The following is a 25146-nucleotide window of genomic DNA, read 5'->3' as shown; positions in this document are numbered from 1 at the left end:
ACATGTCCACCGACACCACCGCCGCCCCGACCACAACGCCGCAGGTCGCCGTCAACGACATCGGGTCGGAGGAGGATTTCCTCGCCGCCATCGACCTGACGATCAAGTACTTCAACGATGGCGACATCGTCGAAGGCACCATCGTCAAGGTCGATCGCGACGAGGTCCTGCTCGACATCGGTTACAAGACCGAGGGCGTCATCCCCTCGCGGGAGCTCTCGATCAAGCACGACGTCGATCCGGCGGAGGTCGTGTCGGTCGGTGAGTTCGTCGAGGCCCTCGTCCTCCAGAAGGAGGACAAGGAGGGCCGGCTGATCCTGTCCAAGAAGCGCGCTCAGTACGAGCGCGCCTGGGGCACGATCGAGGCGCTCAAGGAGGCCGACGAGCCGGTCGAGGGCACCGTCATCGAGGTCGTCAAGGGCGGCCTGATCCTCGACATCGGGCTCCGTGGCTTCCTCCCGGCCTCGCTGGTCGAGATGCGCCGCGTCCGCGATCTGCAGCCGTACGTCGGCCGCAAGATCGAGGCCAAGATCATCGAGCTCGACAAGAACCGCAACAACGTGGTCCTGTCGCGCCGCGCCTGGCTGGAGCAGACCCAGTCCGAGGTCCGCAGCGAGTTCCTCAACCAGCTCAAGCAGGGCCAGGTCCGCAAGGGCGTGGTCTCCTCGGTGGTCAACTTCGGTGCGTTCGTCGACCTGGGCGGGGTCGACGGCCTGGTGCACGTCTCCGAGCTGTCCTGGAAGCACATCGACCACCCGAGCGAGGTCGTCGAGGTCGGCCAGGAGGTCACGGTCGAGGTCCTGTCCGTGGAGATGGACCGCGAGCGCGTCTCGCTGTCCCTCAAGGCCACGCAGGAAGACCCGTGGCGCCTGTACGCCCGCACCCACGCGATCGGGCAGATCGTGCCGGGCAAGGTCACCAAGCTCGTCCCGTTCGGTGCGTTCGTGCGCGTCGAGGAGGGCATCGAGGGCCTGGTGCACATCTCCGAGCTGGCCGAGCGCCACGTGGAGATCCCGGAGCAGGTCGTGCAGGTCGGCGACGACTGCATGGTCAAGGTCATCGACATCGACCTCGACCGGCGCCGCATCTCGCTGTCGCTCAAGCAGGCCAACGAGGGCATGACGGTCGACACCGAGTTCGACCCCACCCGCTACGGCATGGCCGCGGAGTACGACGACCAGGGGAACTACATCTACCCCGAGGGCTTCGACGCCGAGACCGGCGAGTGGCAGGAAGGGTTCGACACCCAGCGCGAGGCCTGGGAGAAGCAGTACGCCGAGGCGCACACCCGCTTCGAGCAGCACATCGCGCAGATCCGCAAGACCGCCGAGGCGGAGGCGGAGGCGGCTGCCGACGGCGGCAGCGGCGGTGCCAACTACTCGTCCGGTGGAGAGGCGGCCCCGGCGCAGACCGGTGGCTCGCTCGCCAGCGACGAGCAGCTGGCCGCGCTGCGGGAGAAGCTGTCCGGCGGGGCCTGAGCAACCCGCGCTGATCGATCCGACGGCCCCGGCGACCACTGGTCGCCGGGGCCGTCCGGCGTCCGGGGTCAGGATTGTCACGGTTCGGTGAGGGGCCGGGCGCGTCGGGTGATATCGCGAGCGTTCCGATCTACCGTGGAGCCATGCGCAGGGCGGGAGGTCACGTGGTCGCCCCGCACGTCACGCGGATGATCCTGGCCGTCGTGCTCGCAGCGGTCCTGGCCGTCGTGGTCGCCGCGTGCGGCTCATCGTCGGAGGAGCCCACCGCTGTCCCGACGTTCCCGGTGCCGGCGCGCGACGGCGGACCGTCGGCCGACCCCGCCGACGCGGGGGACGTCGTCCCGGACGACTGCGGCGAGATCCTCGCCGCGGCCGATCTGGAGGCGTTGCTGGGGCTTCCGCTCGGGTCGGTGAAGCTGCGCACCACGATCGGCGTGGCCCAACCCTCGGTCGGGCGCACCGAACGCGTCTCCTGCTCCTACAGCCGCAACGGCGGGCCGAGCCGCTCGCTCCTGGTCATCAACGCCACCGCCTACCGGGACGAGGGCGCCGCCACCGACCAGTGGCGTGTCAACGCCGAGGCGGAATCGGGTGAGCGCAGCGAGGTGGCGCTCGGCTCCGCCCTCGCCTCCCTGTTCGAGAAGGGCGACGAGGCGGTGCTGATGGTCGCCCACGCCACCAGCAACCTCAGCCTCGTGCTGCCGGAACAGCCGCTGCCGGGCGACCGCAGCCCTCGTGACGTGCTCATCGATCTCGCACTGCGCGTCCTGCCCGCCGTCACGGTCGAGCTGCCGAGCGGCCTGCCGGAACCGGTGCCCCAGGCAGGCGCCGTCCGCTGATCGGAGTAGCGTGACGCCGTGCTGCGGGTGGGGCTCACCGGGGGGATCGGGTCGGGCAAGTCGACGGTCGCCCGTCGCCTCGTCGCACATGGCGCGGTGCTCGTCGACTCGGACGCGCTGGCCCGCGAGGTCGTCGCGCCCGGCACGGACGGGCTGGCCGAGGTGGTCGCGGCCTTCGGCGCCGAGGTCCTCGACGCCGACGGTGCCCTGGACCGTCCGGCACTGGCGGGTGTCGTGTTCGGCGATCCGGCCGCGCGCGAGCGGCTCAACGCGATCGTCCACCCCCGGGTCCGTGCCCGGTCCGACGAGCTGATCGCCACCGCGGCCCCGGACGCCGTGGTCGTGCAGGACGTCCCGCTCCTCGTCGAGAACGGGATGGCGCCGCGGTTCCCGCTGGTCGTGGTCGTGCACGCCGAGGCGGAGGAACGTGTGCGCCGGCTGGTGCGGCTGCGCGGGATGTCCGAGGCGGATGCCCGGGCACGGATCGCCGCCCAGGCCGACGACGCCGCCCGGCGCGCGGCTGCCGACGTCTGGCTGGACAACGGCCGCGCTCCCGGCGACCTCGACGCGACGGTCGACGAGCTCTGGGAGCGGCGTCTCGTGCCCTTCGAGGCGAACCTGCGGGAGCGGCGGATCGTCCCCGCGGGCGCGCCCCGGCTCGTGGCGCCGGACCCGGGTTGGGCCGAGCAGGCTGCGCGGTTGCGGGCGCGGGTCGCGGCGGCGGCAGGGGAGCGGGGGCGAGGCGTGGCCCACACCGGTTCCACGGCGGTGCCCGGCCTGCCCGCCACGGACGTGATCGACCTCCAGCTCGGGGTCGAGTCGCTCGCCGACGCCGACGCGGTGCGTGACGCCCTGCAGGACGCGGGTTTCCCGTGGCGCCCCGACATCGACCACGACAACCCGACGCCACCCGGCGCACCCGTGTGGCCGAAGCGGTTGCACGGAACGGCCGACCCCGGGCGCGCCGTCCACCTGCACGTCCGGCAGGTCGGTACCCCCGGATGGCGCTGCGCGCTGCTGCTCCGCGACTGGTTGCGGGCCGACGCCGCCGCCCGTGACGAGTACCTCGGTGTCGAGCGCGAGGCGGCGGCACGCTACGCCGCTGACCTCGACGCGGGCCGGTACGCCGCGTTCGAGGAGCCGTGGTTCGACGCTGCGCTGACCCGGGCGCAAGCATGGGCCGCAACTTCCGCATGGGTCCCGTCGTTGGACTGAACGGACGACACATCCGGTAACGGACCGGAGTAGCCCCGCGATGGGGGGACAGAGCGATCTCCGTTCGAGTGAGGGGCGTGGGGTGAGCGCAGCGGTGGATCATCGCGCGGATCCCGACGACGCCCTGCGCGATGACGCAGAGGGGTCGCCGGCAACCGGCGACGACGAGGTGCGCCAGCCCTTCGGCGGCACACCCGCGGAGTTGCGCGTCGATTTCGGGGCGCACCTCGAGGCCAACTACCAGCGCCTCGTCGCGCAGCTGTACGCGATCACGCTCGATCCGGGCGAGGCGCACGACGTGGTGCAGGACGCCTACTCGCGGGCGTGGCGCAGCTGGGTGGCGATCGGTCGCACGCCCGACCCGAGCGCGTGGATCCGCCGCGTGGCCGTCCGGTCGACGATCCGGACCTGGCGGCGGTGGTTCTCCCGTCGCCGCCGTGCGATCGGCACGGGCGCCGACGCCCGCACCCGTGCCCTGCTGGCGGCCCTCGGCAGGCTCTCGCCCGCGGAGCGGCGCGCCGTCGTCCTGTTCCACATGGCGGACGCCTCCGTCGAGGAGATCGCGGCGATCGAGCAGGCGTCGGTGACGCTCGTGCAGGCCCGGCTCTCGCGCGCCCGGCATGTCGTCACCGAGGGCATGGCCGACGTGCTGCAGGATGTGCTCGGGGGAGCCGGCGATTCCGACCACCGCGGCGACGATCCCGGCTACGAGGCTTCACGCGGGGGCTACGCCGAGGGCTACGGCCTCGACGGCCCCGGCTCGGGCTCCTACGGGGCCGCCGAGAGCTACGGGCCCGCGGGCACCTATGAGGCCGACGGCCGTGACGACGAGGGAGAGCGCCGGTGACGGACGGCTTCGAGCGGGTGACGGACGAGCTGCGAAGGCTCGACGACGAGCTCTCGGCAGCGGTCACGCTGCCCGCGGTGGACACGGTGATCCGGCGTGCCGGCACGCTCAGCCGCGCCAGCACCGCCGCGGCGGCCGCGGTGCTCACGGTCGGCGCCCTCAGCGCCACCACGGCGATCGCGCAGCTCACGGCGCCCCCGCCCCCGGAGGTCAATACCGCGGCATCGATCTCGGCGGGTGCCGCGCGGTCGGAGTCCCGCCGGTCCACCGAACCCCCGACGTCGAGCTCGGTCGTCGAGGAGGCGCCGCCGACGCCGGTCGAGGAGGAGCCGCCTGCGGTGACGGAGCGGGCTCCCCGCCCAACGACCGATCACGTCCAACTCCCGCCGCCTCCGCGGCCGGTTCTTCCGCCACCACCTGCTGCTGAGCCGCCGCCCGAGACTCGCACCCCGACCAAGACGCCGCCGACGTCGCGCTCGGATGACGATTCGGAGGGCGAGGAGAACAACGGCGACAACGACGGCGACAACGACGGCGGTGACACGGGCGGTGGTGACACCGGTGGTGGTGACACGGGCGGCGGTGACACCGGTGGTGGTGACACCGGTGGTGGTGACACGGGCGGTGGTGACACGGGCGGTGGTGACACCGGCGGCGGTGACACGGGCGGCGGTGACACCGGCGGCGGCAATGACGAGGGCGACGGCGACGGCGACGGCACCCCGACGGCCAGCGCCAGCCCGTCCGCGGACGGGCCCACCTCCAGCGCGCCCGTGACGTGACCGTGCCGGATCGGAGCGGTCACGCCTCGTTCGCCGGCCGCTCCTTCCACGTCAGCGTGATGCTCAGCGTCGCGAGCCAGGCGTCGAGGTCGTGGCCGTGGGTCGCCAGCCCGTCCACGGCCCGGTACGCGGTGTGCATCGCCGTCTCGGCGGCGGCCGGGGCCAGCAGGCCCAGCGCCACGGCGGCCACGAACTCGTCCACGTCGATCACGGTCGCGTCGCGGCGGTTGCGCACGACGACGTCCAGGTAGTGGTCGGTGAGCATCCAGCGGTCGCCGTCGCGGCGGATGTCGCAGACGTCGAGGTAGAAGTCCTGGTCGCGGGCGTGGCCGGGGTTCCACCACCAGTCCGTGACGCACAGCCCGAGCTCGGGCAGCAGCCAGCACTGGACCCAGTGCGCCGAGGGCCGGCCGACCATCGGGCGGCTCATGTACAGCCCGAACGGGGCTTCCCGGTACTCGTCCACGGCGCGCTCGACGCCCTTGGTGTCGGTGTTGACGCGGGCGGGGACGTCGAAGGTCGCGATCTTCGGCGGGTGCACGGAAGCCGATGCTGCCAGCCGCGGCCCGTGCGCGCCCGGAGTTGTCGGTGCGGGCTCGTACCCTGGACACGTGGCATTCGCGACTGAGGTTCCCGGCAGCGCGGCGGTCCCGGACGTGCCGGTGGCGCACTCGGAGTTCCGCCCCGTCGGGGAGATCCCCCGCACGGGCGGCCGTTTCGAGGTGGTCAGCCCCTACCAGCCCGCCGGTGACCAGCCGGCGGCCATCGAGGAGTTGGAACGCCGGATCACGTCCGGCGAGCAGGACGTCGTGCTGCTCGGGGCCACGGGCACCGGCAAGTCGGCCACCACCGCGTGGCTGATCGAGCGCGTGCAGCGCCCCACCCTGGTGATGGCGCCCAACAAGACCCTCGCCGCCCAGCTGGCCAACGAGCTGCGCGAGATGTTGCCGCACAACGCGGTCGAGTACTTCGTCTCGTACTACGACTACTACCAGCCCGAGGCGTACATCGCGCAGACCGACACCTACATCGAGAAGGACTCCTCGATCAACCAGGACGTCGAGCGGCTGCGCCACTCGGCCACGAGCAACCTGCTGTCGCGGCGCGACGTCGTGGTGGTCGCCTCCGTGTCGTGCATCTACGGCCTGGGCACGCCGCAGTCCTACCTCGACCGGTCCGTCACCCTCGAGGTGGGCGGCAACGTGGAGCGCGACGCGCTGCTGCGCGCCCTGGTCGACGTGCAGTACACCCGCAACGACCTGGCGTTCAACCGTGGCACGTTCCGGGTCCGCGGCGACACCGTCGAGATCATCCCGGCGTACGAGGAGCTCGCGATCCGCATCGAGTTCTTCGGCGACGAGATCGAGTCTCTCTACTACCTGCACCCGCTCACCGGCGACGTCATCCGCCAGGTCGAGGATGTCCGCATCTTCCCGGCCACGCACTACGTCGCCGGACCGGAGCGGATGGAGCGGGCCGTCCAGGACATCGAGGCCGAGCTGGAGGAGCGGCTGGCCGAGTTCGAGCGCCAGGGCAAGATGCTCGAGGCCCAGCGCCTGCGCATGCGCACCCAGTACGACATCGAGATGATCCGGCAGGTCGGGTTCTGCTCCGGCATCGAGAACTACTCGCGCCACATCGACGGCCGCGGGTCCGGCTCGGCGCCGGCCACGCTCATCGACTACTTCCCCGACGATTTCCTGCTGGTCATCGACGAGTCGCACCAGACGGTCCCGCAGATCGGCGGCATGTTCGAGGGCGACATGTCCCGCAAGCGCAACCTCGTCGACTTCGGGTTCCGGTTGCCGTCGGCCGTCGACAACCGGCCGCTCACGTGGGAGGAGTTCGCCGACCGGATCGGCCAGACGATCTACCTGTCGGCCACCCCCGGCCCGTACGAGCTCTCCCGTACCGGGGGCGAGTTCGTCGAGCAGGTCATCCGGCCCACCGGCCTCGTCGATCCGCAGATCGTGGTCAAGCCCACCAAGGGCCAGATCGACGACCTGGTGCACGAGATCCGGGAGCGCAGTGAGCGCGACGAGCGGGTGCTGGTCACCACGCTCACCAAGAAGATGGCCGAGGACCTCACCGACTACCTGCTCGAGCTCGGCATCCGGGTGCGCTACCTGCACTCCGAGGTCGACACGCTGCGCCGGGTCGAGCTGCTGCGCCAGCTGCGGCTCGGCGAGTTCGACGTGCTCGTGGGCATCAACCTGCTCCGCGAGGGTCTCGACCTGCCGGAGGTGTCGCTCGTCGCGATCCTCGACGCCGACAAGGAGGGCTTCCTCCGCTCGGGCACGTCGCTGATCCAGACGATCGGTCGCGCCGCTCGCAACGTGTCGGGCGAGGTGCACATGTACGCCGACAAGGTCACCGATTCGATGCAGTACGCCATCGACGAGACCGACCGCCGCCGCGCCAAGCAGGTCGCCTACAACGAGGCCCACGGCCTCGACCCGCAACCGCTGCGGAAGAAGATCGCCGACATCCTCGACCAGGTCTACCGGGAGGCAGAGGAGGTCCCGGTCGGTGGCTCGGGGCGCAACCAGTCCCGGGGCAAGCGCGCCGCGGGCGAGCCGGGCCGCGCCCCGTCGGCGAGCTCCGGCATCGTCGCCGGTCGCGACACCGCGAACATGCCCCGCGCCGAGCTGGCCGACCTCGTCCAGCAGCTGTCCGACCAGATGCTCGGCGCGGCCCGCGACCTGCAGTTCGAGCTGGCCGCCCGGCTGCGTGACGAGATCGCCGACCTCAAGAAGGAGCTGCGGGGGATGGACGCGGCAGGCATCCGCTGAGCCCTGTCGCCCGCGCAGCGGCAGGGGCGGGACGTCACGTGGGCCACGGTCGGGTTACCGTGGCGGGGAGCCACGGGGGTGACACCGGCGCGGCGCGCTGCGTCCGCGCGGGTGCCGAACGGCGGTGCGACAGGGGAGGAGTTCAGCGTGACGGTTGCCGGCGCGTCGACGACGCGCACGCCGGCAGAGCTGCGGGTGCTCCAGCTGCTCCGCACGCCGTCGCGCATCCTGCCGGTCACCGTTCCGCTGCTGGCCCTCGTCCTCACCGGCGTCGTGCTGCACACGGGCGGCCGGCACATCGATCTCGAGGTGTACCGGTTCGGCGTCCAGGCCTGGCTGGCCGGGCAGGACATGTACGGCTCCCTGCCCGAGACCTCCGGCCACATCACGCTGCCGTTCATCTACCCGCCGTTCGCGGCACTGGTGATGGTGCCGCTGGCGGTCGTGCCGTGGGTGCTCGCGTGGGTCGGGCTGCTCGGGCTGTCGACGCTGTCGCTGGGCGCCACGCTGTACGTCTTCGCACGGCGGCTGTGGCCCTCCGGCGGCTGGGGAGGCGCGCTGTCGGTGGCATCGCTGGCGTTGCCGCTCGCGCTGGCGGTCGAGCCGGGCAAGGGCATCGACTTCGACGTGCCCCTCGAGGGCCGCCCGGCGCTGGGGCTGGAGCCGGTGCTCCAGACCCTCGAGTTCGGCCAGATCAACCTCGTGCTCATGGCGCTGGTCGCCCTCGACTGCCTCGCGCCGCACCCGAAGTGGCCGCGCGGCATGCTCATCGGCATCGCCGCGGCGATCAAGCTGACCCCCGCGGCGTTCGTGCTGTTCTTCCTGCTGCGCCGGGACTACCGCTCCGCCGCCACCGCGATGATCTCGGGGATCCTGGCCACGGGGATCGGGCTCGTCGCGGCGCCGGGACCGTCGTGGACGTTCTGGTCCGACCCGGCGGGCGGGGTCAGCGGGTCGCCGTTCTTCACCAACCAGACGTTCGAGGCGGTCCTGGTGCGCGCGGGGATGGAGGGCTCGCTGCGCACGGTGGTGTGGCTGCTGCTGTCGATCGGGTTGCTGGCCCTGGCCGCGCCCGCGATCCGGCGCGCACCCGCTCCGCTGGCCCTCGTCACGCTCGCCGGTGTCGCGCTGCTGGTCTCCCCGACGTCCTGGTCGCACCACTGGGTGTGGGTGGCGCCCGCGTTGCTCGTGGCCGCAGCCACCGCGTGGGCGAAGCGGTCGGCCGCGTGGACGGCGGTCACGCTGGCCACGGCCGCCGTGTTCGTGATCGCGCCGCACCAGCACGTCCACCCCCGCGGGGGCGAGCAGGAGCTCACCTGGACACCGCTGCAGCAGGTGGTGGACGGCACCTACGTCTGGTTCACCGTGCTGCTGATCGGGTTGCTGTGGCTGGCCCGGCGGTCCTGGCCGCGGCAGGCGCCGTAGGCCGTTGGGCCTACTGCCGGTCGGCCACGCGAGGGAGACTGCGTGCCATGGCGATTCCCCTCCAGATCACCGTCGACGCTCGTGATCCGGGCCGGCTCGCCGCGTTCTGGGCGGTCGCGCTCGGGTACGTGGTGCAGGCACCGCGGGCCGGGTACGTCGTGCGCGGCTCCGGGGAGGAGCAGTACGCCGCGATCGTCGACCCCACTGGGATCGGTCCGCGGCTGTTGTTCCAGCGCGTCCCCGAGCCCAAGACCCTAAAGAACCGGGTGCACCTCGACGTCAACGCCGGGCACGGCGCCACCGACCGGAGTACTGCCGTCCGCGCGCACGCGACGCAACTCGTGGCGGCCGGCGCCACCGTGGCGCAGGAGATGCAGGAGGAGAGCGGGTGGTGGGTGGTGCTCCTCGACCCCGAGGGCAACGAGTTCTGCCTGCAGTGACGGCCGGCGCGCTCAGCCGCGCGCCACGATCGCGTCCGCCTCCGCGCGCAGCGCGTCGAGCACGACCGCCACGGCCGGTCGCTCGGCCGAGCTCGTCCGCAGCACCGCCTCCACCAGGCGTGCTGCGCGCACCCCCGCGAGCGGGCGGCGGACGAGCCGGCGGCCGCCGCGGTCGTCGGTGGAGTAGCGGGGGAGGAGCGCGATACCGTGCCCGGCCGCCACGAGCTCCTCGGTGACCGAGAAGTCGTTGATGCGCTGCACGATCTTCGGTGTCGCGCCGGTGGCGAGGGCCAGCGAACGCAGCACGTCGTCGACTGGCCAGCCCACCCCGACGCTGATCCACTCCTCACCGGCGAGCTCGTCCAGCCGCAGCTTCCGACGGCGGGTGAGGCGGTGCCCGGGAGGCAGCGCCACGTCGAGCGGCTCGCGCAGCAGCGGCACGACCAGCCAGCGGTCACCGGGCATCTCGGGGGCCGTCTCGTCGCGGTGGCTGACCACGAGGTCGAAGTCGGCGGCCAACACGGGGACGTCCGCCGGGGTCATGTCGACGTCCCGGCACTGCACGTCCAGCTCGGGCTGATCGGAGAGCCTGCGCAGCAGCCCCGGCAGCAGCATCCGCGCTCCGGACGGGAACAGCGCCACCCGCACCTGCCCGCGGGGCGTGGTGCGCAGCCGCTCGACGGCGGCCTCGGCGCGGGCCAGCGCCGCGAGCACGTCCTCGGCCTCGGCGACGAGCGCGCGTCCGGCGTCGGTGAGCCGCAGACCGCGCCCGGCGGGCTCGGTGAGCGGCAGCCCGACCTCGTCGGCCAGCGCCTTGAGCTGCTGCGAGATCGCCGAGGGTGTGAACGAGAGCGCGGCCGCCACCGCCGTGACCGAGCCCCGGTCCGCCAGCTCCCGCAGTACCCGCAGGCGCTGCACATCCATGAAGCCAGCCTAAACAGTCGGTTCAGATCTTTTCGCTGGTCTGCGGAGAGGGCGGCGCGCAGAGTGGGGCCGTGACCACGCGCGACCGCCTCCTCGCCTGCCTCGTCGCCGCGCTGTGGGGTGCCAACTTCCTCGCCATCCACATCGGGCTGGAGCACTTCCCGCCGCTGTTCATGGCCGCGCTGCGGTTCGCCGTGATCGCGGTGCCCACCGTGCTGCTCGTGCCGCGCCCGCAGGTGCGGCTGCGGTGGCTGCTCGGATTCGGCATCGGGTTCGGGACCGTGCAGTTCGTCTTCCTGTTCATCGCGATGGACATCGGCATGCCGACGGGTCTCGCGTCGCTGGTCCTGCAGGCCTCGGCGCCGTTCACGGTGCTGCTCGGTGCCCTGTTGCTGCGCGAGCGGCTCTCGCTGCGCCAGGGCATCGGGATCGCGATCGCGGTGGTGGGCCTCGCGGCGATCGCGGTGTCGCGGGCGCAGGTGGCCGCCGTGCTCCCGGTGCTGCTGACGCTGGTCGGTGCGCTGGGCTGGGCGTTCGGCAACCTCGCGAGCCGGCTCGCAGCGGCACCGAACCCGCTGCACCTGACGCTGTGGATGTCGGTCGTGCCGCCGGTGCCGTTGCTCCTGATGTCCTGGATGTGGGAGGGCCCGGCCGCGGGCTGGGACGCGCTGCGGGCCGCGTTCACCCCGGCCGGGCTCCCTGGCGTCGCCGCGATCGGGTACACGTCGGTGCTGGCCACCGTGGTCGCGTCGGGGATCTGGGTGTGGCTGATGCGCCGCTACCCGGCGGGCGTCGTGGCGCCGTACTCGCTGCTCGTGCCGGTGGTCGGGATCGCGCTGGCCGCGGGCGTGCTCGGGGAGCGACCGAGCGCGGTGGAGCTGGTGGCCGCGGCCGTCATCGTCGGCGGGGTGCTGCTCGGCACACCCCGCCCGGCCCCGGTGGCCGACGACGTGCGGCTCAGCTCGTGATGTCCTTGCGCTGGAAGCGCCAGACCGCCGCCGCGCCGAGTACCAGGGCGTAGGTCAGTGCGGAGAGCACGCCGCGGGTCATGTCGCCCCAGTCGACGGTCGCGCTCAGCAACCCTGCCCACGCGTCCCCGAAATGCGTGGGCAGGACGTCGCGCAGCCCTTCGAGCGCGGTGATCTGGTCGAGGATCTGCGACACGATCGAGACCATGACGGCGCCGCCGACGGCGCCGAGCGGGGCGTCGGTGGACACCGACAGCAGCATCGCCAGCGCCGCCACCCAGCTCAGGTGCACGGCGATGTAGACGGCGCCGGACAGGACCCGGGCCACGGCGGGCGCGTAGTCGATCGACACCCCCGTGGGGCTGACGAGATCACCGGCACCGTAGGCGAGGGTGCCCACCAGCAGTGCCACGATCGGCAGCAGGAGCAGCGCCGCCACCGACAGCAGCGCCGCCACGACGGCCTTCTGGCGCAGCAGCCGGGCCCGCGGCACCGGCGCGGCGAGCAGGTAGCGCAGGCTCGACCAGGACGCCTCGGCCGCCACGGTGTCGCCGAAGAACAGCGCCACGACCACCACCAGCAGGAACGACGCCGACGCGAACAGTGCGAACACCGCGAAGTTCGCGCCGCTGCCGGTGGCGAGGTCGACGAGGCTGACCGAGCCGGTGGCCGGGCCGTCCGGGGCCAGCTCGAACGCCAGCCACAGCAGCACCGGCAGCAGTGCCACCAGCGCGAACACCACCTGGGTGCGGCGCCGGCGCAACTGACGCTCCAGCTCCACCCGCAGCGGGAGCGTCCGCTCGGGGCGGTGCTGGCGCCGCGTGGCCGAGGCCGGTGGGCGCTTGCGCGGGGGTATCTGACGGTCGCCTTCGGCGCCGTCCGAGGTCGGCGGCTCGCCGTAGGGCGTCGGCTCGTCGCGCACCAGCGGCTCGCCCATCCCGGTCTCGTTCCCGGTGCGGTCGTTCACGGGGTCCTGTCCTCTCCGACCAGCTGCAGGAACGCGTCCTCCAGGTGCCGTCGCGGGCCCGCCGTCGTGACCTCCACACCGGCCGTCACGAGCGCGCGCACCGCCTCGGCACGCGGGGTGCCGTTCAGCTCGGCGTGCACGGCGCCCTCGACGACCTCCACCGAGCGCACCCCGGCGAGGTCGGCCAGCACCGACGCGGCGCGCTCCGGCGCGTCCACGGTGAACGTGGCCGCGCCGCCCCCGGCGATGATCTCGGCGACCGAGCCGTCGGCGACGACCTCACCCCGGTGCATGACGACCACGTGGGTGCAGGTCTGCTCCACCTCGGCGAGCAGGTGGCTGGACACCAGGACCGTCCGGCCGCCGGCGGCGTAGCGGCGCAGGACCTCGCGCATCGCCGAGATCTGCGGCGGGTCGAGACCGTTGGTCGGCTCGTCGAGCACCAGCAGGTCGGGCAGCCCGAGCATCGCCTGCGCGATGGCCAGCCGCTGGCGCATGCCCTGGCTGTAGGCGCCGACGCGGCGCTGCAGCGAGCTGCCGAGCCCGGCGATCTCCAGCGCTTCCTCGAGGTGCGCGTCCGCCGCCGGGCGCCCGGTGGCCTCCCAGTACAGGCGCAGGTTCGCCGCGCCCGAGAGGTGCGGGAGGAACCCGGGGCCCTCCACGAACGCCCCGATCCGGGCCAGCACCGGTGCGCCGGGCCCCACCGGCGCACCGAACGCGGTGATGGTGCCTGCGGTCGGGCGCACCAGCCCCATGAGCATGCGCAGGACGGTGGTCTTGCCGGCGCCGTTGGGCCCCAGCAGGCCGAGCACCATGCCCTTCTCCACCGTGAACGAGACGCCCTTCACCGCGGTGAACCCGCCTGCGTAGGTCTTGGCGAGGTCGCGGATCACCAGGGGCTCGCCGTCGAGGTCCCGGGTGGGCTGGGCGACCCGTCGCGCGTACCAGCGCGAACCCAGCCACCCGAGCAACGCGAGGGCCAGCACGGCCGCGATGCCGGCGAGCGGCCCGAGCGGCACGGTGCGCGTCACGTCACTGGCACCGGGGACGACGGGCACGGTGAGCGCGCCGGCCACGCCGACGCGCCAGGCGGCGGGCTCGATCGGGCCGGTGAAGGCCTGGTCGGTGGTGGCCACCGAGACCGCGAGGCTGTTGCCGGACTCCACGGGCGCCACCACACCGGGCAGCGCGACCGTCACGGTGATCGGTGTGCCGTCGGCGGGCACCGGGACGCGCAGCGGCGCCACCGCCCCGCCGAGCAGGGTGCGCGGGCCGTCGGGGGAGACCTCGACGAGCCGGGCGAACAGCACCGCCTCGGCGGGCGCCGGCTGGCCCGGGATCCGCGCGACCGTCACCTCCACGCGGGGCGCACCCGCCACGACCAGGGCGCTCTCCAGCGCAGGCGTGGAGAACGTCGCCGACTGCCCCGGCAGGTCCGCCGCGGCCGCCGAGAGCCGGCCCGCCACCGCGCCCAGGGCCGAGCCGATGCCGGGCAGCGACGTGATCGCCGCCGGCGTTCCGCCCGCGGGGTGCACGACGGGCTGCGGCGCGCCGTCGAGGGGCAGCGGCGTGCTGAGCAGCGGTGCCGTGCCGGGCAGGCCCGGGTAGGCGGGAGCGTGGAGGGTGCGGCTGGTCGGCGTGTTCGCACCTGCGCGCACGCCGCTGGGCACCTCATAGGTGAAGCCGGTGCCGGGATCGTCGCCGGTGCCCGCGAGGTGGAACGCGAACCAGTCGCCGACGCTCTCGCGGACGGCCGCGCCCGGTGCGGCGCCGTCGTGCCCGCCTGCGTACCACTCGACCTTCACCCGCCCGCCCGCTGCGGTGATCTGCCGTGCCGTGGCGTCGGCCTGGTCGAGCCCGAACAGCGTGTCCTGGGTCCCCTGGACCAGCAGCGTCGGTGCGGTGATCCGGCCGGCGACGGTGGCCGGGGACGAGCGCTGCAGCAGCTGCGCGGTGGCGGGGGAGATGCGGCCGGTGGTGGCGGCCTCGGTGTAGGCGGCGCAGACCTCGGCGGTGAAGCGGCCGCAGGTGATCGGGGGTCCCGCGGCGGGGGGAGGAGGCGCGATGGCGGTGCCGGCACCCGTTTCCGCGCCCGGTTCGCCGGACGAGGGGCCGACGGCCGCGGAGAACAGCAGCCCCGCCCAGCCGCTCTTGAACACCCCGTCGGGTGCCGGTACCCCCTGGGCCGGGGTTTCGGCGGACGGCGGGGCCGTCGTGGCGGCATTGGGGAACAGGGCCTGGCCCAGGTCGTTCCAGGTGATCATCGGGGCCAGCGCGTCGACGCGGGGATCGTGCCCGGCCAGCAGCAGCGACACCGCACCGCCGTAGGAGCCACCCGTGATCCCGACGCGCGGATCGCCGGGCGCGTCCTGCACGACGTCGGGGCGGGCGGCGAGCAGGTCCACGAGCGCGCGGGCGTCGGCGACCTCGTGGTCGGGGGAGTTCAGCGCGATCCGCCCCGTGCTCGTCCCGAAGCCGCGGGCCGACCACGTGAGGACGACGAACCCCCGGGCGGCCAGGTCGCGGGCGTCGGCGTCGACGGAGGCCTTGCTCCCCCCGAAACCGTGGGCGACCAGCACCGCGGGGGCGGGCGCCGTGGCCGGGAGGTGGATCGCCGGGAGATAGATCGAGGTGTCCAACTCGACCGGTTCGCTGCTGCCCGGCCCACCCGGGACGGTGACGCGCTGCTCCTGCACGCGCACGTCCGCGGGAGCGGCCGCGCCGGTCAGCACGAGCGCGCCCAGCACCGCGAGCACGACGGTCAGCGCGAGGGACGGCCGGCCGCGCGGGGTGGGGTGCACGAGACGACGTTAGGCGACCCGCCGGATGCGCCCCTCAGTACGCTCTCAGCCCCCGGCTGGACCCGGCAGCGCGACGTCGTCGAAGTGCTCGACGCGGGGCGTGCCGTCCAGGAACGGACCGATGTGGCTGCGCCAGCGGCCGAAGTTCTCCGACTCCCGGAAGCCCACGGTGTGCGCCTCGACGCTGTCCCATTCGACCGTCAGCACGAACCGGCCGGGCGTCTCGATGCAGCGGGACAGCCTGGCCGTGCGGAAACCGGGGGTGTCGGCGACGTACCGGATGCCCTCGCGCGCGGCTGCTTCGAACTCGTCGGAGGTACCGGGCAGGACGGTGATGTCGGCGATCTCGAGGACCATGTGGGCATCGTCGCACGAGTGGAACGGCCGCGATCGGGGCACAGTTGCAGCATGGAGCACTTCACCATCGCCACCGTCGCGGAGCAGAGCGACGACTTCCGCCGGGTTCTCTGGACCGGCGAGCACAGCCAGCTCGTGATCATGACCATTCCGCCGGGCGGCGAGATCGGCGAGGAGGTGCACGACGGGATCGACCAGATCCTCACGTTCGTCAGCGGCACGGGTGAGGCGCGGGTGAGCGGGAAGACCAAGAAGGTCGCGGCCGGTGACCTGGTGGCCGTCCCGTCGGGGACGAAGCACAACTTCGTCAACACCGGGCCCAACCCGCTCGTCCTCTACACCGTCTACGGCCCACCCGAGCACGCCGACGGCGCCGTGCACCGCACGAAGCAGGAGGCCGACGAGGCGGAGGAGTCCGGCAAGGACGAACCCCCCACCTCCTGACGACACACGGAGGTGTCGCGCCCCATCTCTCGCGAGTCGGGCTCCTGTCCCCGCGAGTCGGGCGCTGGCTCCGGAGAGTCGGGCTCCTCTCTCCGCGAGTCGCGCCCCCCTCCCCGCGAGTTGGGCTCCTGCACCCGCGAGTCGCGCGCTGCTCCGGAGAGTCGCGCACCGGGTCCACGCGTGGTAGGAGAGCACGATGCCTCCGAGGAGCCGTGCGAAAACCGTCGAGACCCGTGACGGGGTGGAGCTCACCAACCTCGACCAGCCGCTCTTCGACGGCGCCGACGCCACCAAGCGCGACCTCGTGGACTACCTCGACGCGGTCCGCGAGCGGATCCTGCCCGAGCTGCGGCAGCGGCCCCTGTCGGTGATCCGGGTCCGGCCGGGCCAGGAGCCGTTCATGCAGAAGAACGTGCCCAAGTACACGCCGGACTGGGTCGAGACGACGACGGTGTGGGCCGAGGCGTCGCACCGCGAGGTGCGCTACGCGCTGGCGAACGACCGCCGCACGCTGCTGTGGTTCGCCAACCAGCGCTCGGTGGAGTACCACCCGACGCTCATGCGCGTGGGGGAGCCGCACCCGACGTCGCTGATCCTCGACCTCGACCCGCCCGCGGACGACGACTTCGCGCACGTCGTCCGGGCAGCGCGTCTGGTGCGCCAGGCCCTCGACGACAGCGGGCTCGAGGGCGTGGTCAAGACGAGCGGCGCCAAGGGGCTGCACGTCGTCGTGCCGCTGGGTGCGGGAGTGGGCTTCGAGGACGCGGCCGCGGCCACCCGTGCACTCGCCGCGCGCGCCGAGCGCGTCGACCCCGAGGTGGGCACGACCGCCTACATCAAGGAGGACCGCGGCGGGAAGGTCTTCCTCGACTCGACCCGCGCGGGCGGCGCGACCGTGGTCGCGGCCTACAGCCCGCGAGCGCGACCGGGCGTGCCGGTGTCGTTCCCGGTGGCGTGGGGCGACCTCGACCGCATCACGCCCCGCGACTTCACCGTCCGCACGGCCGCGGGGCTGCTCGGCGACGCCGACCCGTGGCGCGAACGCATGCCCCCGCCCCAGACCCTGCCCGTGGACGTGCTGGAGGAGGGCCACACGATCCCCGTCGCCCGGGTGGCGGCGATGCACGAGGGCAAGCGGCGCGCGCGGGCGCGGCGGCAGTAGCACCGACCCGACCTGCGACGCCCGGACGCGGATCCGCACTGACGGAGCCACGACTCACACAGCGAGCGCGCGACGCAGAGGAGCCGGCCCGACTCGCGGGCGCAGAGCGCGACTCGCGGGGGGCAGAGCCCGACTCGCGGGAAGGTGAGCGCGATTCGCGGGGGGCAGAGCCCGACTCGCGGGGGGTGGGGCGCGACTCGCGGGACGGTGGGCGCGATTCGCGGGGTGGGGCGGTCAGCGCGGTGGGAGGTGGTGCAGCTGCACCTCGCCGAGCGCGCCGTCGGCGACCTCGGCCGTCATCCAGGTGAAGGTCGGCTGCCGGCGGCGGTCGGTGGGGGAGCCGGGGTTGAGCAGGCGCAGGCCGGTGTCCGCCGTGGTGTCCCAGGGGATGTGGCTGTGGCCGAACACCAGCACGTCGACGCCGGGGTAGGCCTTCGCGCAGCGGCGCTCCCGGCCGGTGGCGGCGCCGGTCTCGTGCACCACGGCGAACCGCACACCGGCCAGCTCGACGCGCGCCACCTCCGGCAGCCGGGTGCGCAGGGCGCCCCCGTCGTTGTTGCCGTACACCCCGACGAGCCGGCGGGCGCGGGCCTCGAGCGCGTCGAGCAGTGCCACCGACACCCAGTCGCCGGCGTGCACCACCACGTGGGCGGTGTCGACTGCCTCCCACACCGGTGCGGGCAGGTCCTTCGCCCGCACCGGCAGGTGGGTGTCGGAGATCAGCAGCAGGTTCAGTGCACGCCCACCAGGTCGACCACGAAGATCAGGGTCTCGCCGGGCTTGATCGCGCCGCCCGCGCCGCGGTCGCCGTAGCCCAGGTGCGGCGGGATCACCAGCCGGCGCCGTCCGCCGACCTTCATCCCGACGACGCCGCGGTCCCAACCGCTGATGACGCGACCGGTGCCGAGCGGGAAGCGCAGGGTGGACCCGCGGTTCCAGGAGGCGTCGAACTCCTCGCCCGTGGAGTGGGCGACGCCCACGTAGTGCACCTCGACGGTGCGGCCGGTCGTGGCCTCGGCGCCGTCGCCGGTGCTGAGGTCCTCGACGAGCAGGTCGGCGGGTGCGGGGCCGTCGTGCGGGTCGACCTCGGGTCGCTGCGGTGCCACGTGCTTCCTCCAGATGGATGGGGCGCCCAGAGTGCCAGACCGGTTCCCCGCGGGTAGACAGGCCTCGTGGTCAGGGCCGATGCGCACGTGGACGCGCCCGACGCGAACCGGTGGCGGGCCCTCTCGGTGACGCTCGTCGCCGGGTTCATGAGCCTGCTCGACGTCAGCATCGTGTCGGTGGCGCTGCCGTCGCTGCAGCAGGGACTGGGCGCGTCCCCGGCCGGGGTGCAGTGGGTGGTGTCGGGGTACGCGCTGACGTTCGGGCTCGCGCTGGTCCCGGCGGGCCGCCTGGGCGACGCGCTGGGACGGCGGCGGATGTTCCTCGGCGCGCTCGCGGCCTTCGTGGTGTTCAGCGGGTTGGCCGGTGCGGCGCCGAGCATCGGCACGCTGGTGGCCGCACGACTGGCGCAGGGCCTCGCGGCGGGCACCCTGGCCCCGCAGAACTCCGCGCTGATCCAGCAGCTGTTCCAGGGCACCGAGCGTGGTCGCGCGTTCGGGCTCTTCGGCGCGACGGTGGGGATCTCGACGGCCGTGGGCCCCGTCGTCGGTGGGATCATCCTCGCCCTGGCCGACGGGCCGGACGGGTGGCGCTGGATCTTCCTGATCAACCTGCCGATCGGTGTGGTCGCGCTCGTGCTCGCGGCCCGCTTGATCCCGGAGGTGTCGCGCGACGAGCGGGTGGGGCGCATCGACGTCGTGGGCGCGGTGCTGCTCGGTGGCGGTGTGCTCGCCGTGCTCCTGCCTCTCGTGCAGGCCGAGTCCGGGGGCGTGGCGCGGCTGTGGTGGCTGTTCCCGCTCGGTGTGGCGCTGGGGGCGGCGTTCGTCGGGTGGGAGCGGCGCACGCTGCGCCGCGGCGGCGCACCGTTGCTCGACCTGCGGCTGCTCACCCGCACCCGCGGCTACGCCACCGGCGCCGGCCTTGGCGCCGTCTACTTCCTCGGCTTCTCCGGAATCTGGCTGGTCTTCGCGCTGTTCCTGCAGTCCGGGCTGGGCTACACGCCGCTGCAGTCGGGGCTGTCGGTCACCGCCTTCGCGCTCGGTTCCTCGGTGTCGGCGGCGGTCGGCGGCCGGCTCGTGGAGCGGTTCGGCCGGCGGCTGACCGTGATCGGCCTCGTCGGCGTGCTCACGGGCCTCCTCGCGACGATCACCGTGGTGCTGCTGGTGCCGGCCGGGTCGCTGATGTGGGCGATGGCGCCGTCGCTGCTCGTCGCCGGGATCGGCGGGGGCCTGGTGATCTCGCCCAACATCACGCTGACGCTGCGCGAGGTCCCGGTGCGCATGGCCGGCTCCGCCGGGGGAGCGCTGCAGACCGGGCAGCGGATCGGCGCCGCGATCGGCACCGCCGCCCTGCCCGGCGCCTTCTACCTGGTGCTCGGCGCGACCGGCCAGGACTTCCCGGTGGCGGCCGCGGTGGCGCTGGGCGGGGCGGTGCTCTCGGTGTCGGCCGCGCTGGTCATCGCGGTGCTCGACCTGCGCCACGACCGCCGGGTGCGGCGCCGCTGCTCCGAGGAGGAGGCCCACACCTTCGGACACGCCGCGCACGGCTGAACCGGCCCACGGCCTCAGGGCGCCAGGGCCTGCTGGAGGAACTGGACCTGCAGCAGGAGCAGGTTCTCCGCGACGACCTCCTGCGGCGTCATGTGCGTGACGCCCGACAGCGGCAGCACGCTGTGCGGGCGGCCCGCGGCGAGCAGCGCCGAGGACAGGCGCAGGGTGTGCGCCGCGACCACGTTGTCGTCGGCGAGCCCGTGCACCAGCAGCAGCGGGCGGGTCAGCGCGGGCGCGTCGTCGATCAGCGAGGAGCGGGCGTAGGCGTCCGGGTCGGTGTCGGGGCGGCCGAGGTAGCGCTCCGTGTAGTGGGTGTCGTAGAGCGACCAGTCGGTGACCGGTGCGCCCGCGACGGCCGCGTGGAAGACGTCGGGGCGGCGCAGCACGGCGAGCGCGGCGAGGTAACCGCCGAAGGACCAGCCGCGGATGCCGACGCGGCCGAGGTCGAGATCCGGGTACCGCTCCGCGACGGCGTGCAGGGCGTCGACCTGGTCGGCCAGCACGGGCGCGGCGAGGTCCCCGTGCACCGCCCGCTCGAACGCCGGGCCGCGCCCGGGCGTGCCCCGCCCGTCGACGACGACGACGGCGAAGCCCTGGTCGGCGAACCACTGGCTGGTCAGGTACGCGCTCCGGGCGGCGACCACGCGCTGCGCGTGCGGGCCGCCATAGGGGTCCATGAGGACCGGCAGCGGGGTGCCGGGCTCGTGCCCGGTGGGCAGCAGCACCGCGGCGCGCAGGTCGCGCTCGCCCGCGGTGAGCAGCGTGACCCGCGGCGTCAGGCCGGGCAGGTCGGCGAACGAGGCGATGGTGCGTTCGCTCCCGCCGCGCCGCACGGTGGTGGTGGCGCCGTCGGTGTCCAGGTCCTGCCGGGTCACCACGAGCGTGCCGCCGGCCAGTCGCCCGCTGTGCATCCCCGTCCCGCCCGCGACCGGCGTGACGCCGTCCGGTCCCCAGGTCCACAGCCCGATCGACGTGGGGTCCTCGCTCGCGCGGAACAGCACCACGTCGCCGTCGACGTCGGCGACGTCGCGCACCTGCAGCGACGCGGGTGTCACCGGCTCGCCGTCGACGACCAGGCGCTTGCTCCCCTCGACGTCGCCGACCGTGACCAGCGCGCCCGACTCGGTGTGCGCGGGCACGCCGGGCACGAGGTCCACCCAGGCGGCATCGGTCTGCTCGTGCACGGGCGTGGTGTCGCCGGTGGCCGGGTCGACGCGCAGCACCCGCAGGGCGCGCTGGTCGCGCTGTTGCACGACCACCAGCAGTCCGTGCGCGTCCCAGACGGCGTCGGCGAGGTACTCGTCGCGGACGGCGTCCCACCGGACGGGCACGACGGTGCCGTCGAGCGCGATCAGTTCGAGGCTCACGCGGGCGTTCGGGGTGCCGGCGGCGGGATAGGCGACGACGGCGGGCGGGCGCTCCGGGTGCGCGGGGTCGGCGATGTGCCAGCGCCGCACGGGCGCGTCGTCGACGCGCGCCACCAGCAGCGACTCACCGTCGGGCGCCCACCAGTACCCGCGCATCCGGCCCATCTCCTCGGCCGCGACGAAATCGGCGAGGCCGTAGGTGACGTGCGGACCGTCCGGTTCGGCGAGCGCCGTGTTCGTGCGGGCGGTGACGTCGTGGACGTGCAGCGCGCCGCCGCTGACGAACGCGACGCGACGTCCGTGCGGGTCGGGCCGCGGGTCGACGACGCCGTCGGGGGTGTCGACGAGACGCGGGCTCAGCCCGCCGGCGAAGTCCGCGACGAACAGCTTCCCGGACAGTGTGAACGCGGCCGTCGTGACCGGCCGGTCGGTGGCGTAGCCGACGACGCCGCCCGCCTGTTCCCGGCTGCGCTCGCGGCGGGCCTTCTCCTCCGGTGGCAGGTCCTCGCCTGCGGTTTCCAGCTCACGCGGGTCGACGACGAGCCGTTCCTCACCGGTGTGCAGGTCCAGCGTCCAGAGGCAGGTGACGGGGTCGGTGCCGGCGCGGCTGCGCAGGAACACGACCCGCTCGCCGTCGGGCGAGACGGTGACGCCGCGTGGGGCGCCGAGGGTGAAGCGGCGGGTGCGGGCCTGTCTGCGCGGGAAGCTGTCGGTCACGGCGGACCAGTGTGCCCGGGGCGGGCGTCAGTCCACGCAGGGGACGCCGCCCGCGGTGATCGGCGGCGACGTCGGTGCAGTGGTGGGGCGCAGCGTGACCCGCTCGGAGTCGCCCTGTTCCGCGGTGGCGGTGGGCGCGGTGGTCATCGTCGCGGTGGTGGGTCTCGTGGTCGACGGCGCGGCCTCCAGCAACTCCTCGACGAACGCGCGCACGGCATCGCGGTCGATCTCGACGGCGATGCCGTCCACCGGGGTGTGCAGGTCGGGGCGGCCGGTCGGGATGGTGTGGAAGGCGAGCGCCTCGCCGGAGACGCGGCGCAGCTGGGTGAGGGCCTGGTCGAGGTCCCAGCCCCGGTCGAGCACGACGTAGCGGGTGCCGATGTCCAGCAGGCGCTGCAGCCGCAGCGGGTCGGAGAGGCTGCCCGCCTCCAGCACCCGCCTGCTGAGGCCTGCGACGAAGGCCTGCTGGCGGGCGATGCGGTCGAGGTCACCGTCGGCGAGCCCGTGCCGCTGCCGGACGAACGCGAGCGCGCCCGCCCCGCTCACCAGGTGCGGTCCGGCCGGCAGGTCGACACCGGAGTACGGGTCGCGGACGGGGGCGTTCAGGCACACGGGCACCCCGCCGAGGGCCTCGGTCAGCTCCACGAACCCCGCCATGCCGATCTCGGCGAAGTGGTCCACCTCGACGCCCGTGAGCTCCTGCACGGTGGCCACAAGGGTGCGCCGGCCCGCCTCCCGGGCGCGCCGGTCGAGCTCGGCGCCCTCGATTCCCTGGGCGCGCAGGGCGTCCTCGGCGTCCTGCATCCCGCGCCGGTACGCCGAATTGATCTTGTGTGTGCCCCGCCCGCCCGCGATGCGCACGAAGGAGTCGCGCGGGATCGACACGGCCACCGCCTGCGCGTCCGCGCCCGCGGGGACGTGCAGCAGGATGATCGTGTCGGTGTGCAGCTGTCCCTCGTCGGGCCCGGCGTGCAGGGCGTCGAGGAGGGCGGGCGGCAGCGGGGCGCCGTGGGCGTCGGTACGGGCGTCGAGCCCCACCAGCAGGGCGGTGAACTCCTCGCCCACCGGGGTGGGGCGTGGCGTGGGGATCGCGGCGTCGCTCGTGACGACGGCGGTGTCGACGCGCTGGTGCAGCGACCAGACGAACCCCGCGGCCACGAGCGCGGCGGCCGAGGCGAGCGCGGTGATCGCGCGCACAGTGATCAGCACGGTGCGTCTCGCGATCATGTCTCTCCGGTCACCAGCGCCTGGACCGGCGCCTCAGCGCGACCGACCGGGACTCCACGGCCGCCGACGCAGGCCTCCTGACCACTATAGTTGGGCCGCCTGCAGCCCGGCTCCTCCGAACGGCGGCACCGCCCCGCCCGGTGGGTGCGAACACCCGGATGCCACGGACGCTAGGGTCTCGCCGATCAGTCCCGCCGGTCCGAGGAGCCGTCATGACCGAACTGCTGCTCGCCCTGCTCGTGATCGTCGTGCTGGCCGGCGTCGTCGTCCTCGTGCTGCGGCAGCGGTCGCGGGGGAAGGCGGCCCCCGGCCGCGTCGACCCCCTCGCGAACGAGCCGGACGTCTACGACCCGCACAAGATCGGGGTGGGCGACATCATCACCTACGCCGGGATCGACCACGTCGTCCGCGGCACGATCGTGCTGTCCGAGGGCGGGACGACCTGGCGCGAGCACCTGCTCGACGGCTCCACCGGCCGCCGCTGGCTCACCGTCGAGGACGACGAGGGCGAGCTCGAGATGACGCTGTGGATGCGGCGCGAGGGCACCGGCCTCACCCCCGACGGCGACGTGATCCTCGACGACAAGGTCCACCGCCAGATCGAGCGCGGCCGCGCGAGCTACACCGCCGAGGGCACCACGGGCACCCCGCCGAGCGGCGAGGTCGACTACGCGGACTACGCCACCGCCGACGGCACCGGCATGATCGCGTTCGAGCGCTGGGCCGCCACGCAGTCCTGGGAGGTCTCGACCGGCCGCTCGGTGTCGCGCGGCGAGCTCACCGTCTACCACTCGGCTCCGGGAACGTGAGCCTGCACGACCTGGACGTCGAGCCGCGAGACGTCCGGGCCGAGGCGCTGGGCCTGCTCCTCGACGCGCCCGCACCCGCCGCGCTGGCGCAGCTCACCCTCGACGACGGCCGCGGCGCCACCCTCGTGCTCGGCGTGCTCGGTGCGTCGCACGTCGTCACCGCTGTGGCGGACGGGCAGCAGATCACCGAGCAGGTGTCCTGCGACGCGCTCGCCGCGGGCGGGCAGGAGCTGCCCGAGCGGGCGGAGGTGGGCGCCTACACGATGTCCTCCACGGTCACGGCACCTCCGCGCGCGGAGTTCGACGCCACCGCGGCGCGGCTGCGGATCCGGGCGGAGCGCGAGGAGCACTGGCTCTGCGGCGCCTTCCCGGGCGGAGCGGGGGCGCTGACCGCGCTCACGGCCGCGGCGCTGCCCGCCGGCGGCTGGACGTGGGAGACCTGGCACCTCTACCCCGGCCCCGAGAGGAGCGTGATCGTGACGACGCGGAGCAGGTGGACGCCGTGAACCGGGCCCTCGCCGCGCTTCTCGCCGCCGGCGCGCTGCTGCTGGGCGGCTGCGGCGTCGGCAACGACGTCCGCAACCACCTCGACGACACCTACCAGCTCCAGAACCGCAGCGGGGACAGCGCCACCTACACGGCGACCAGCCCCGTCGGCACCACGGTCGCCGCGATCGCCGCCGCCGCGCAGCCTGCCGCGCGGCAGGCCGACGGCGGCGCCGAGTACCTGCGCTACGACGACGACATCGTGATCGTGAGCGCGGCGCCCGCCGGCAGCACCGTCCACGTCGAGGATCTGGACGACCGGTACCGCGGCGGCTTCTTCGCCTACCTCGGCCCCGGGTTCAACCCGGGCTCGCCCGCGGGCGGCGCCATCAGCGGCGGACCGGGGGACTCGAAGTGAACGCGCTCCCCGCACCATCCAGGAGGA

At 73.8% G+C, this 25146-nt stretch carries 24 protein-coding genes; 15 read left to right on the top strand and 9 right to left on the bottom strand.

Annotated elements, in window-relative coordinates; genetic code table 11:
- Positions 1 to 2: 2 nt before the first annotated feature.
- The 5 genes from rpsA (at position 3) to CFP66_RS48775 (ending at position 5161) form a co-directional block, all read left to right on the top strand.
- A complete protein-coding gene (gene rpsA / locus CFP66_RS40075) occupies positions 3 to 1478 on the top strand; it encodes a 30S ribosomal protein S1 (protein ID WP_094930593.1) in 1476 nt (491 codons plus the stop codon).
- Positions 1479 to 1621: 143 nt separating this feature from the next.
- A complete protein-coding gene (locus tag CFP66_RS40070) occupies positions 1622 to 2317 on the top strand; it encodes a hypothetical protein (RefSeq protein WP_143517538.1) in 696 nt (231 codons plus the stop codon).
- An 18-nt stretch (positions 2318 to 2335) separates the two neighbouring features.
- On the top strand, positions 2336 to 3532 hold the full coding sequence (coaE, locus tag CFP66_RS40065; protein WP_094930591.1) for a dephospho-CoA kinase: 1197 nt from the start codon (positions 2336 to 2338) through the stop codon (positions 3530 to 3532).
- Positions 3533 to 3614: 82 nt separating this feature from the next.
- Positions 3615 to 4379 carry an RNA polymerase sigma factor gene (locus tag CFP66_RS40060; RefSeq protein ID WP_158228405.1) on the top strand — a complete coding sequence of 255 codons (765 nt, stop codon included), beginning with the start codon at positions 3615 to 3617 and terminating at the stop codon, positions 4377 to 4379.
- Positions 4376 to 5161: a hypothetical protein gene (locus CFP66_RS48775; protein WP_198961997.1), complete on the top strand. Its 786-nt coding sequence runs from the start codon at positions 4376 to 4378 to the stop codon at positions 5159 to 5161. The genes CFP66_RS40060 and CFP66_RS48775 overlap by 4 nt, the downstream gene beginning before the upstream one ends.
- Positions 5162 to 5180: 19 nt before the next feature.
- Here CFP66_RS48775 and CFP66_RS40050 read toward each other — a convergent pair whose 3' ends face one another.
- Complete coding sequence (locus CFP66_RS40050) at positions 5181 to 5702, bottom strand: DUF402 domain-containing protein (protein ID WP_094930589.1); 522 nt, start codon at positions 5700 to 5702, stop codon at positions 5181 to 5183.
- 70 nt (positions 5703 to 5772) lie between these two features.
- Between CFP66_RS40050 and uvrB the strand changes: the two genes are divergently transcribed.
- From uvrB to CFP66_RS40035, 3 genes are all read left to right on the top strand, one after another.
- Positions 5773 to 7953 carry an excinuclease ABC subunit UvrB gene (gene uvrB, locus CFP66_RS40045; protein ID WP_304528790.1) on the top strand — a complete coding sequence of 727 codons (2181 nt, stop codon included), beginning with the start codon at positions 5773 to 5775 and terminating at the stop codon, positions 7951 to 7953.
- 147 nt (positions 7954 to 8100) lie between these two features.
- Positions 8101 to 9378, top strand: coding sequence for a glycosyltransferase family 87 protein (locus CFP66_RS40040; RefSeq protein WP_094930588.1), 1278 nt, complete (start codon positions 8101 to 8103; stop codon positions 9376 to 9378).
- A gap of 47 nt (positions 9379 to 9425) precedes the next feature.
- Complete coding sequence (locus tag CFP66_RS40035) at positions 9426 to 9818, top strand: VOC family protein (protein ID WP_094930587.1); 393 nt, start codon at positions 9426 to 9428, stop codon at positions 9816 to 9818.
- 12 nt (positions 9819 to 9830) lie between these two features.
- Here CFP66_RS40035 and CFP66_RS40030 read toward each other — a convergent pair whose 3' ends face one another.
- On the bottom strand, positions 9831 to 10742 hold the full coding sequence (locus CFP66_RS40030) for a LysR family transcriptional regulator (protein ID WP_094930586.1): 912 nt from the start codon (positions 10740 to 10742) through the stop codon (positions 9831 to 9833).
- A gap of 71 nt (positions 10743 to 10813) precedes the next feature.
- On the opposite strand from CFP66_RS40030, the gene CFP66_RS40025 reads away from it, so the two are divergent.
- Entirely contained in the window at positions 10814 to 11710 is an 897-nt protein-coding gene (locus CFP66_RS40025; RefSeq protein ID WP_094930585.1) for an EamA family transporter, read from the top strand.
- Here the strand turns inward: CFP66_RS40025 and CFP66_RS40020 are convergent.
- The 3 genes from CFP66_RS40020 to CFP66_RS40010 are packed head-to-tail and all read right to left on the bottom strand — an operon-like array spanning position 11700 to position 15835.
- Positions 11700 to 12647, bottom strand: coding sequence for an ABC transporter permease (locus CFP66_RS40020; RefSeq protein WP_094930622.1), 948 nt, complete (start codon positions 12645 to 12647; stop codon positions 11700 to 11702). The genes CFP66_RS40025 and CFP66_RS40020 overlap by 11 nt on opposite strands.
- Positions 12648 to 12673: 26 nt before the next feature.
- On the bottom strand, positions 12674 to 15478 hold the full coding sequence (locus tag CFP66_RS40015; protein WP_094930584.1) for an alpha/beta fold hydrolase: 2805 nt from the start codon (positions 15476 to 15478) through the stop codon (positions 12674 to 12676).
- 45 nt (positions 15479 to 15523) lie between these two features.
- The gene (locus tag CFP66_RS40010) at positions 15524 to 15835 is read right to left on the bottom strand and encodes an antibiotic biosynthesis monooxygenase (RefSeq protein ID WP_094930583.1); all 312 of its coding nucleotides are present in this window, start codon (positions 15833 to 15835) and stop codon (positions 15524 to 15526) included.
- Positions 15836 to 15886: 51 nt separating this feature from the next.
- Here CFP66_RS40010 and CFP66_RS40005 point away from each other — a divergent pair, with 51 nt between their 5' ends.
- Together CFP66_RS40005 and ligD are read left to right on the top strand one after the other, a co-directional pair.
- Positions 15887 to 16279 carry a cupin domain-containing protein gene (locus tag CFP66_RS40005; RefSeq protein ID WP_094930582.1) on the top strand — a complete coding sequence of 131 codons (393 nt, stop codon included), beginning with the start codon at positions 15887 to 15889 and terminating at the stop codon, positions 16277 to 16279.
- 196 nt (positions 16280 to 16475) lie between these two features.
- Complete coding sequence (gene ligD / locus CFP66_RS40000) at positions 16476 to 17441, top strand: non-homologous end-joining DNA ligase (RefSeq protein WP_094930581.1); 966 nt, start codon at positions 16476 to 16478, stop codon at positions 17439 to 17441.
- A gap of 234 nt (positions 17442 to 17675) precedes the next feature.
- Here ligD and CFP66_RS39995 read toward each other — a convergent pair whose 3' ends face one another.
- Together CFP66_RS39995 and CFP66_RS39990 are read right to left on the bottom strand one after the other, a co-directional pair.
- Entirely contained in the window at positions 17676 to 18176 is a 501-nt protein-coding gene (locus tag CFP66_RS39995; RefSeq protein ID WP_094930621.1) for a metallophosphoesterase, read from the bottom strand.
- Complete coding sequence (locus tag CFP66_RS39990; RefSeq protein ID WP_094930580.1) at positions 18173 to 18547, bottom strand: FKBP-type peptidyl-prolyl cis-trans isomerase; 375 nt, start codon at positions 18545 to 18547, stop codon at positions 18173 to 18175. The genes CFP66_RS39995 and CFP66_RS39990 overlap by 4 nt, the downstream gene beginning before the upstream one ends.
- Before the next feature lie 66 nt (positions 18548 to 18613).
- Here CFP66_RS39990 and CFP66_RS39985 point away from each other — a divergent pair, with 66 nt between their 5' ends.
- Entirely contained in the window at positions 18614 to 20095 is a 1482-nt protein-coding gene (locus CFP66_RS39985) for an MFS transporter (protein ID WP_255413933.1), read from the top strand.
- A 14-nt stretch (positions 20096 to 20109) separates the two neighbouring features.
- Here CFP66_RS39985 and CFP66_RS39980 read toward each other — a convergent pair whose 3' ends face one another.
- Both CFP66_RS39980 and CFP66_RS39975 read right to left on the bottom strand, forming a co-directional pair.
- Positions 20110 to 22179 (bottom strand): S9 family peptidase, encoded by a 2070-nt coding sequence (locus CFP66_RS39980; protein ID WP_094930579.1) that lies wholly within the window; start codon positions 22177 to 22179, stop codon positions 20110 to 20112.
- Positions 22180 to 22206: 27 nt separating this feature from the next.
- A complete protein-coding gene (locus CFP66_RS39975; protein ID WP_094930578.1) occupies positions 22207 to 23406 on the bottom strand; it encodes an LCP family protein in 1200 nt (399 codons plus the stop codon).
- Between the two features lie 212 nt (positions 23407 to 23618).
- On the opposite strand from CFP66_RS39975, the gene CFP66_RS39970 reads away from it, so the two are divergent.
- The 3 genes from CFP66_RS39970 to CFP66_RS39960 are packed head-to-tail and all read left to right on the top strand — an operon-like array spanning position 23619 to position 25119.
- On the top strand, positions 23619 to 24215 hold the full coding sequence (locus CFP66_RS39970; protein WP_094930577.1) for a DUF4178 domain-containing protein: 597 nt from the start codon (positions 23619 to 23621) through the stop codon (positions 24213 to 24215).
- A complete protein-coding gene (locus CFP66_RS39965; RefSeq protein WP_094930576.1) occupies positions 24212 to 24721 on the top strand; it encodes a DUF2617 family protein in 510 nt (169 codons plus the stop codon). Before CFP66_RS39970 ends, CFP66_RS39965 begins: the two co-directional genes overlap by 4 nt.
- On the top strand, positions 24718 to 25119 hold the full coding sequence (locus tag CFP66_RS39960; RefSeq protein WP_233160089.1) for a DUF4247 domain-containing protein: 402 nt from the start codon (positions 24718 to 24720) through the stop codon (positions 25117 to 25119). The genes CFP66_RS39965 and CFP66_RS39960 overlap by 4 nt, the downstream gene beginning before the upstream one ends.
- Positions 25120 to 25146: the final 27 nt, after the last annotated feature.

Source organism: Pseudonocardia sp. MH-G8 (assembly GCF_002262885.1).
Lineage (GTDB): Bacteria > Actinomycetota > Actinomycetes > Mycobacteriales > Pseudonocardiaceae > Pseudonocardia.
Note: the sequence above shows the minus strand (reverse complement) of the source record. Positions and strands in the feature narration are given on the sequence as shown.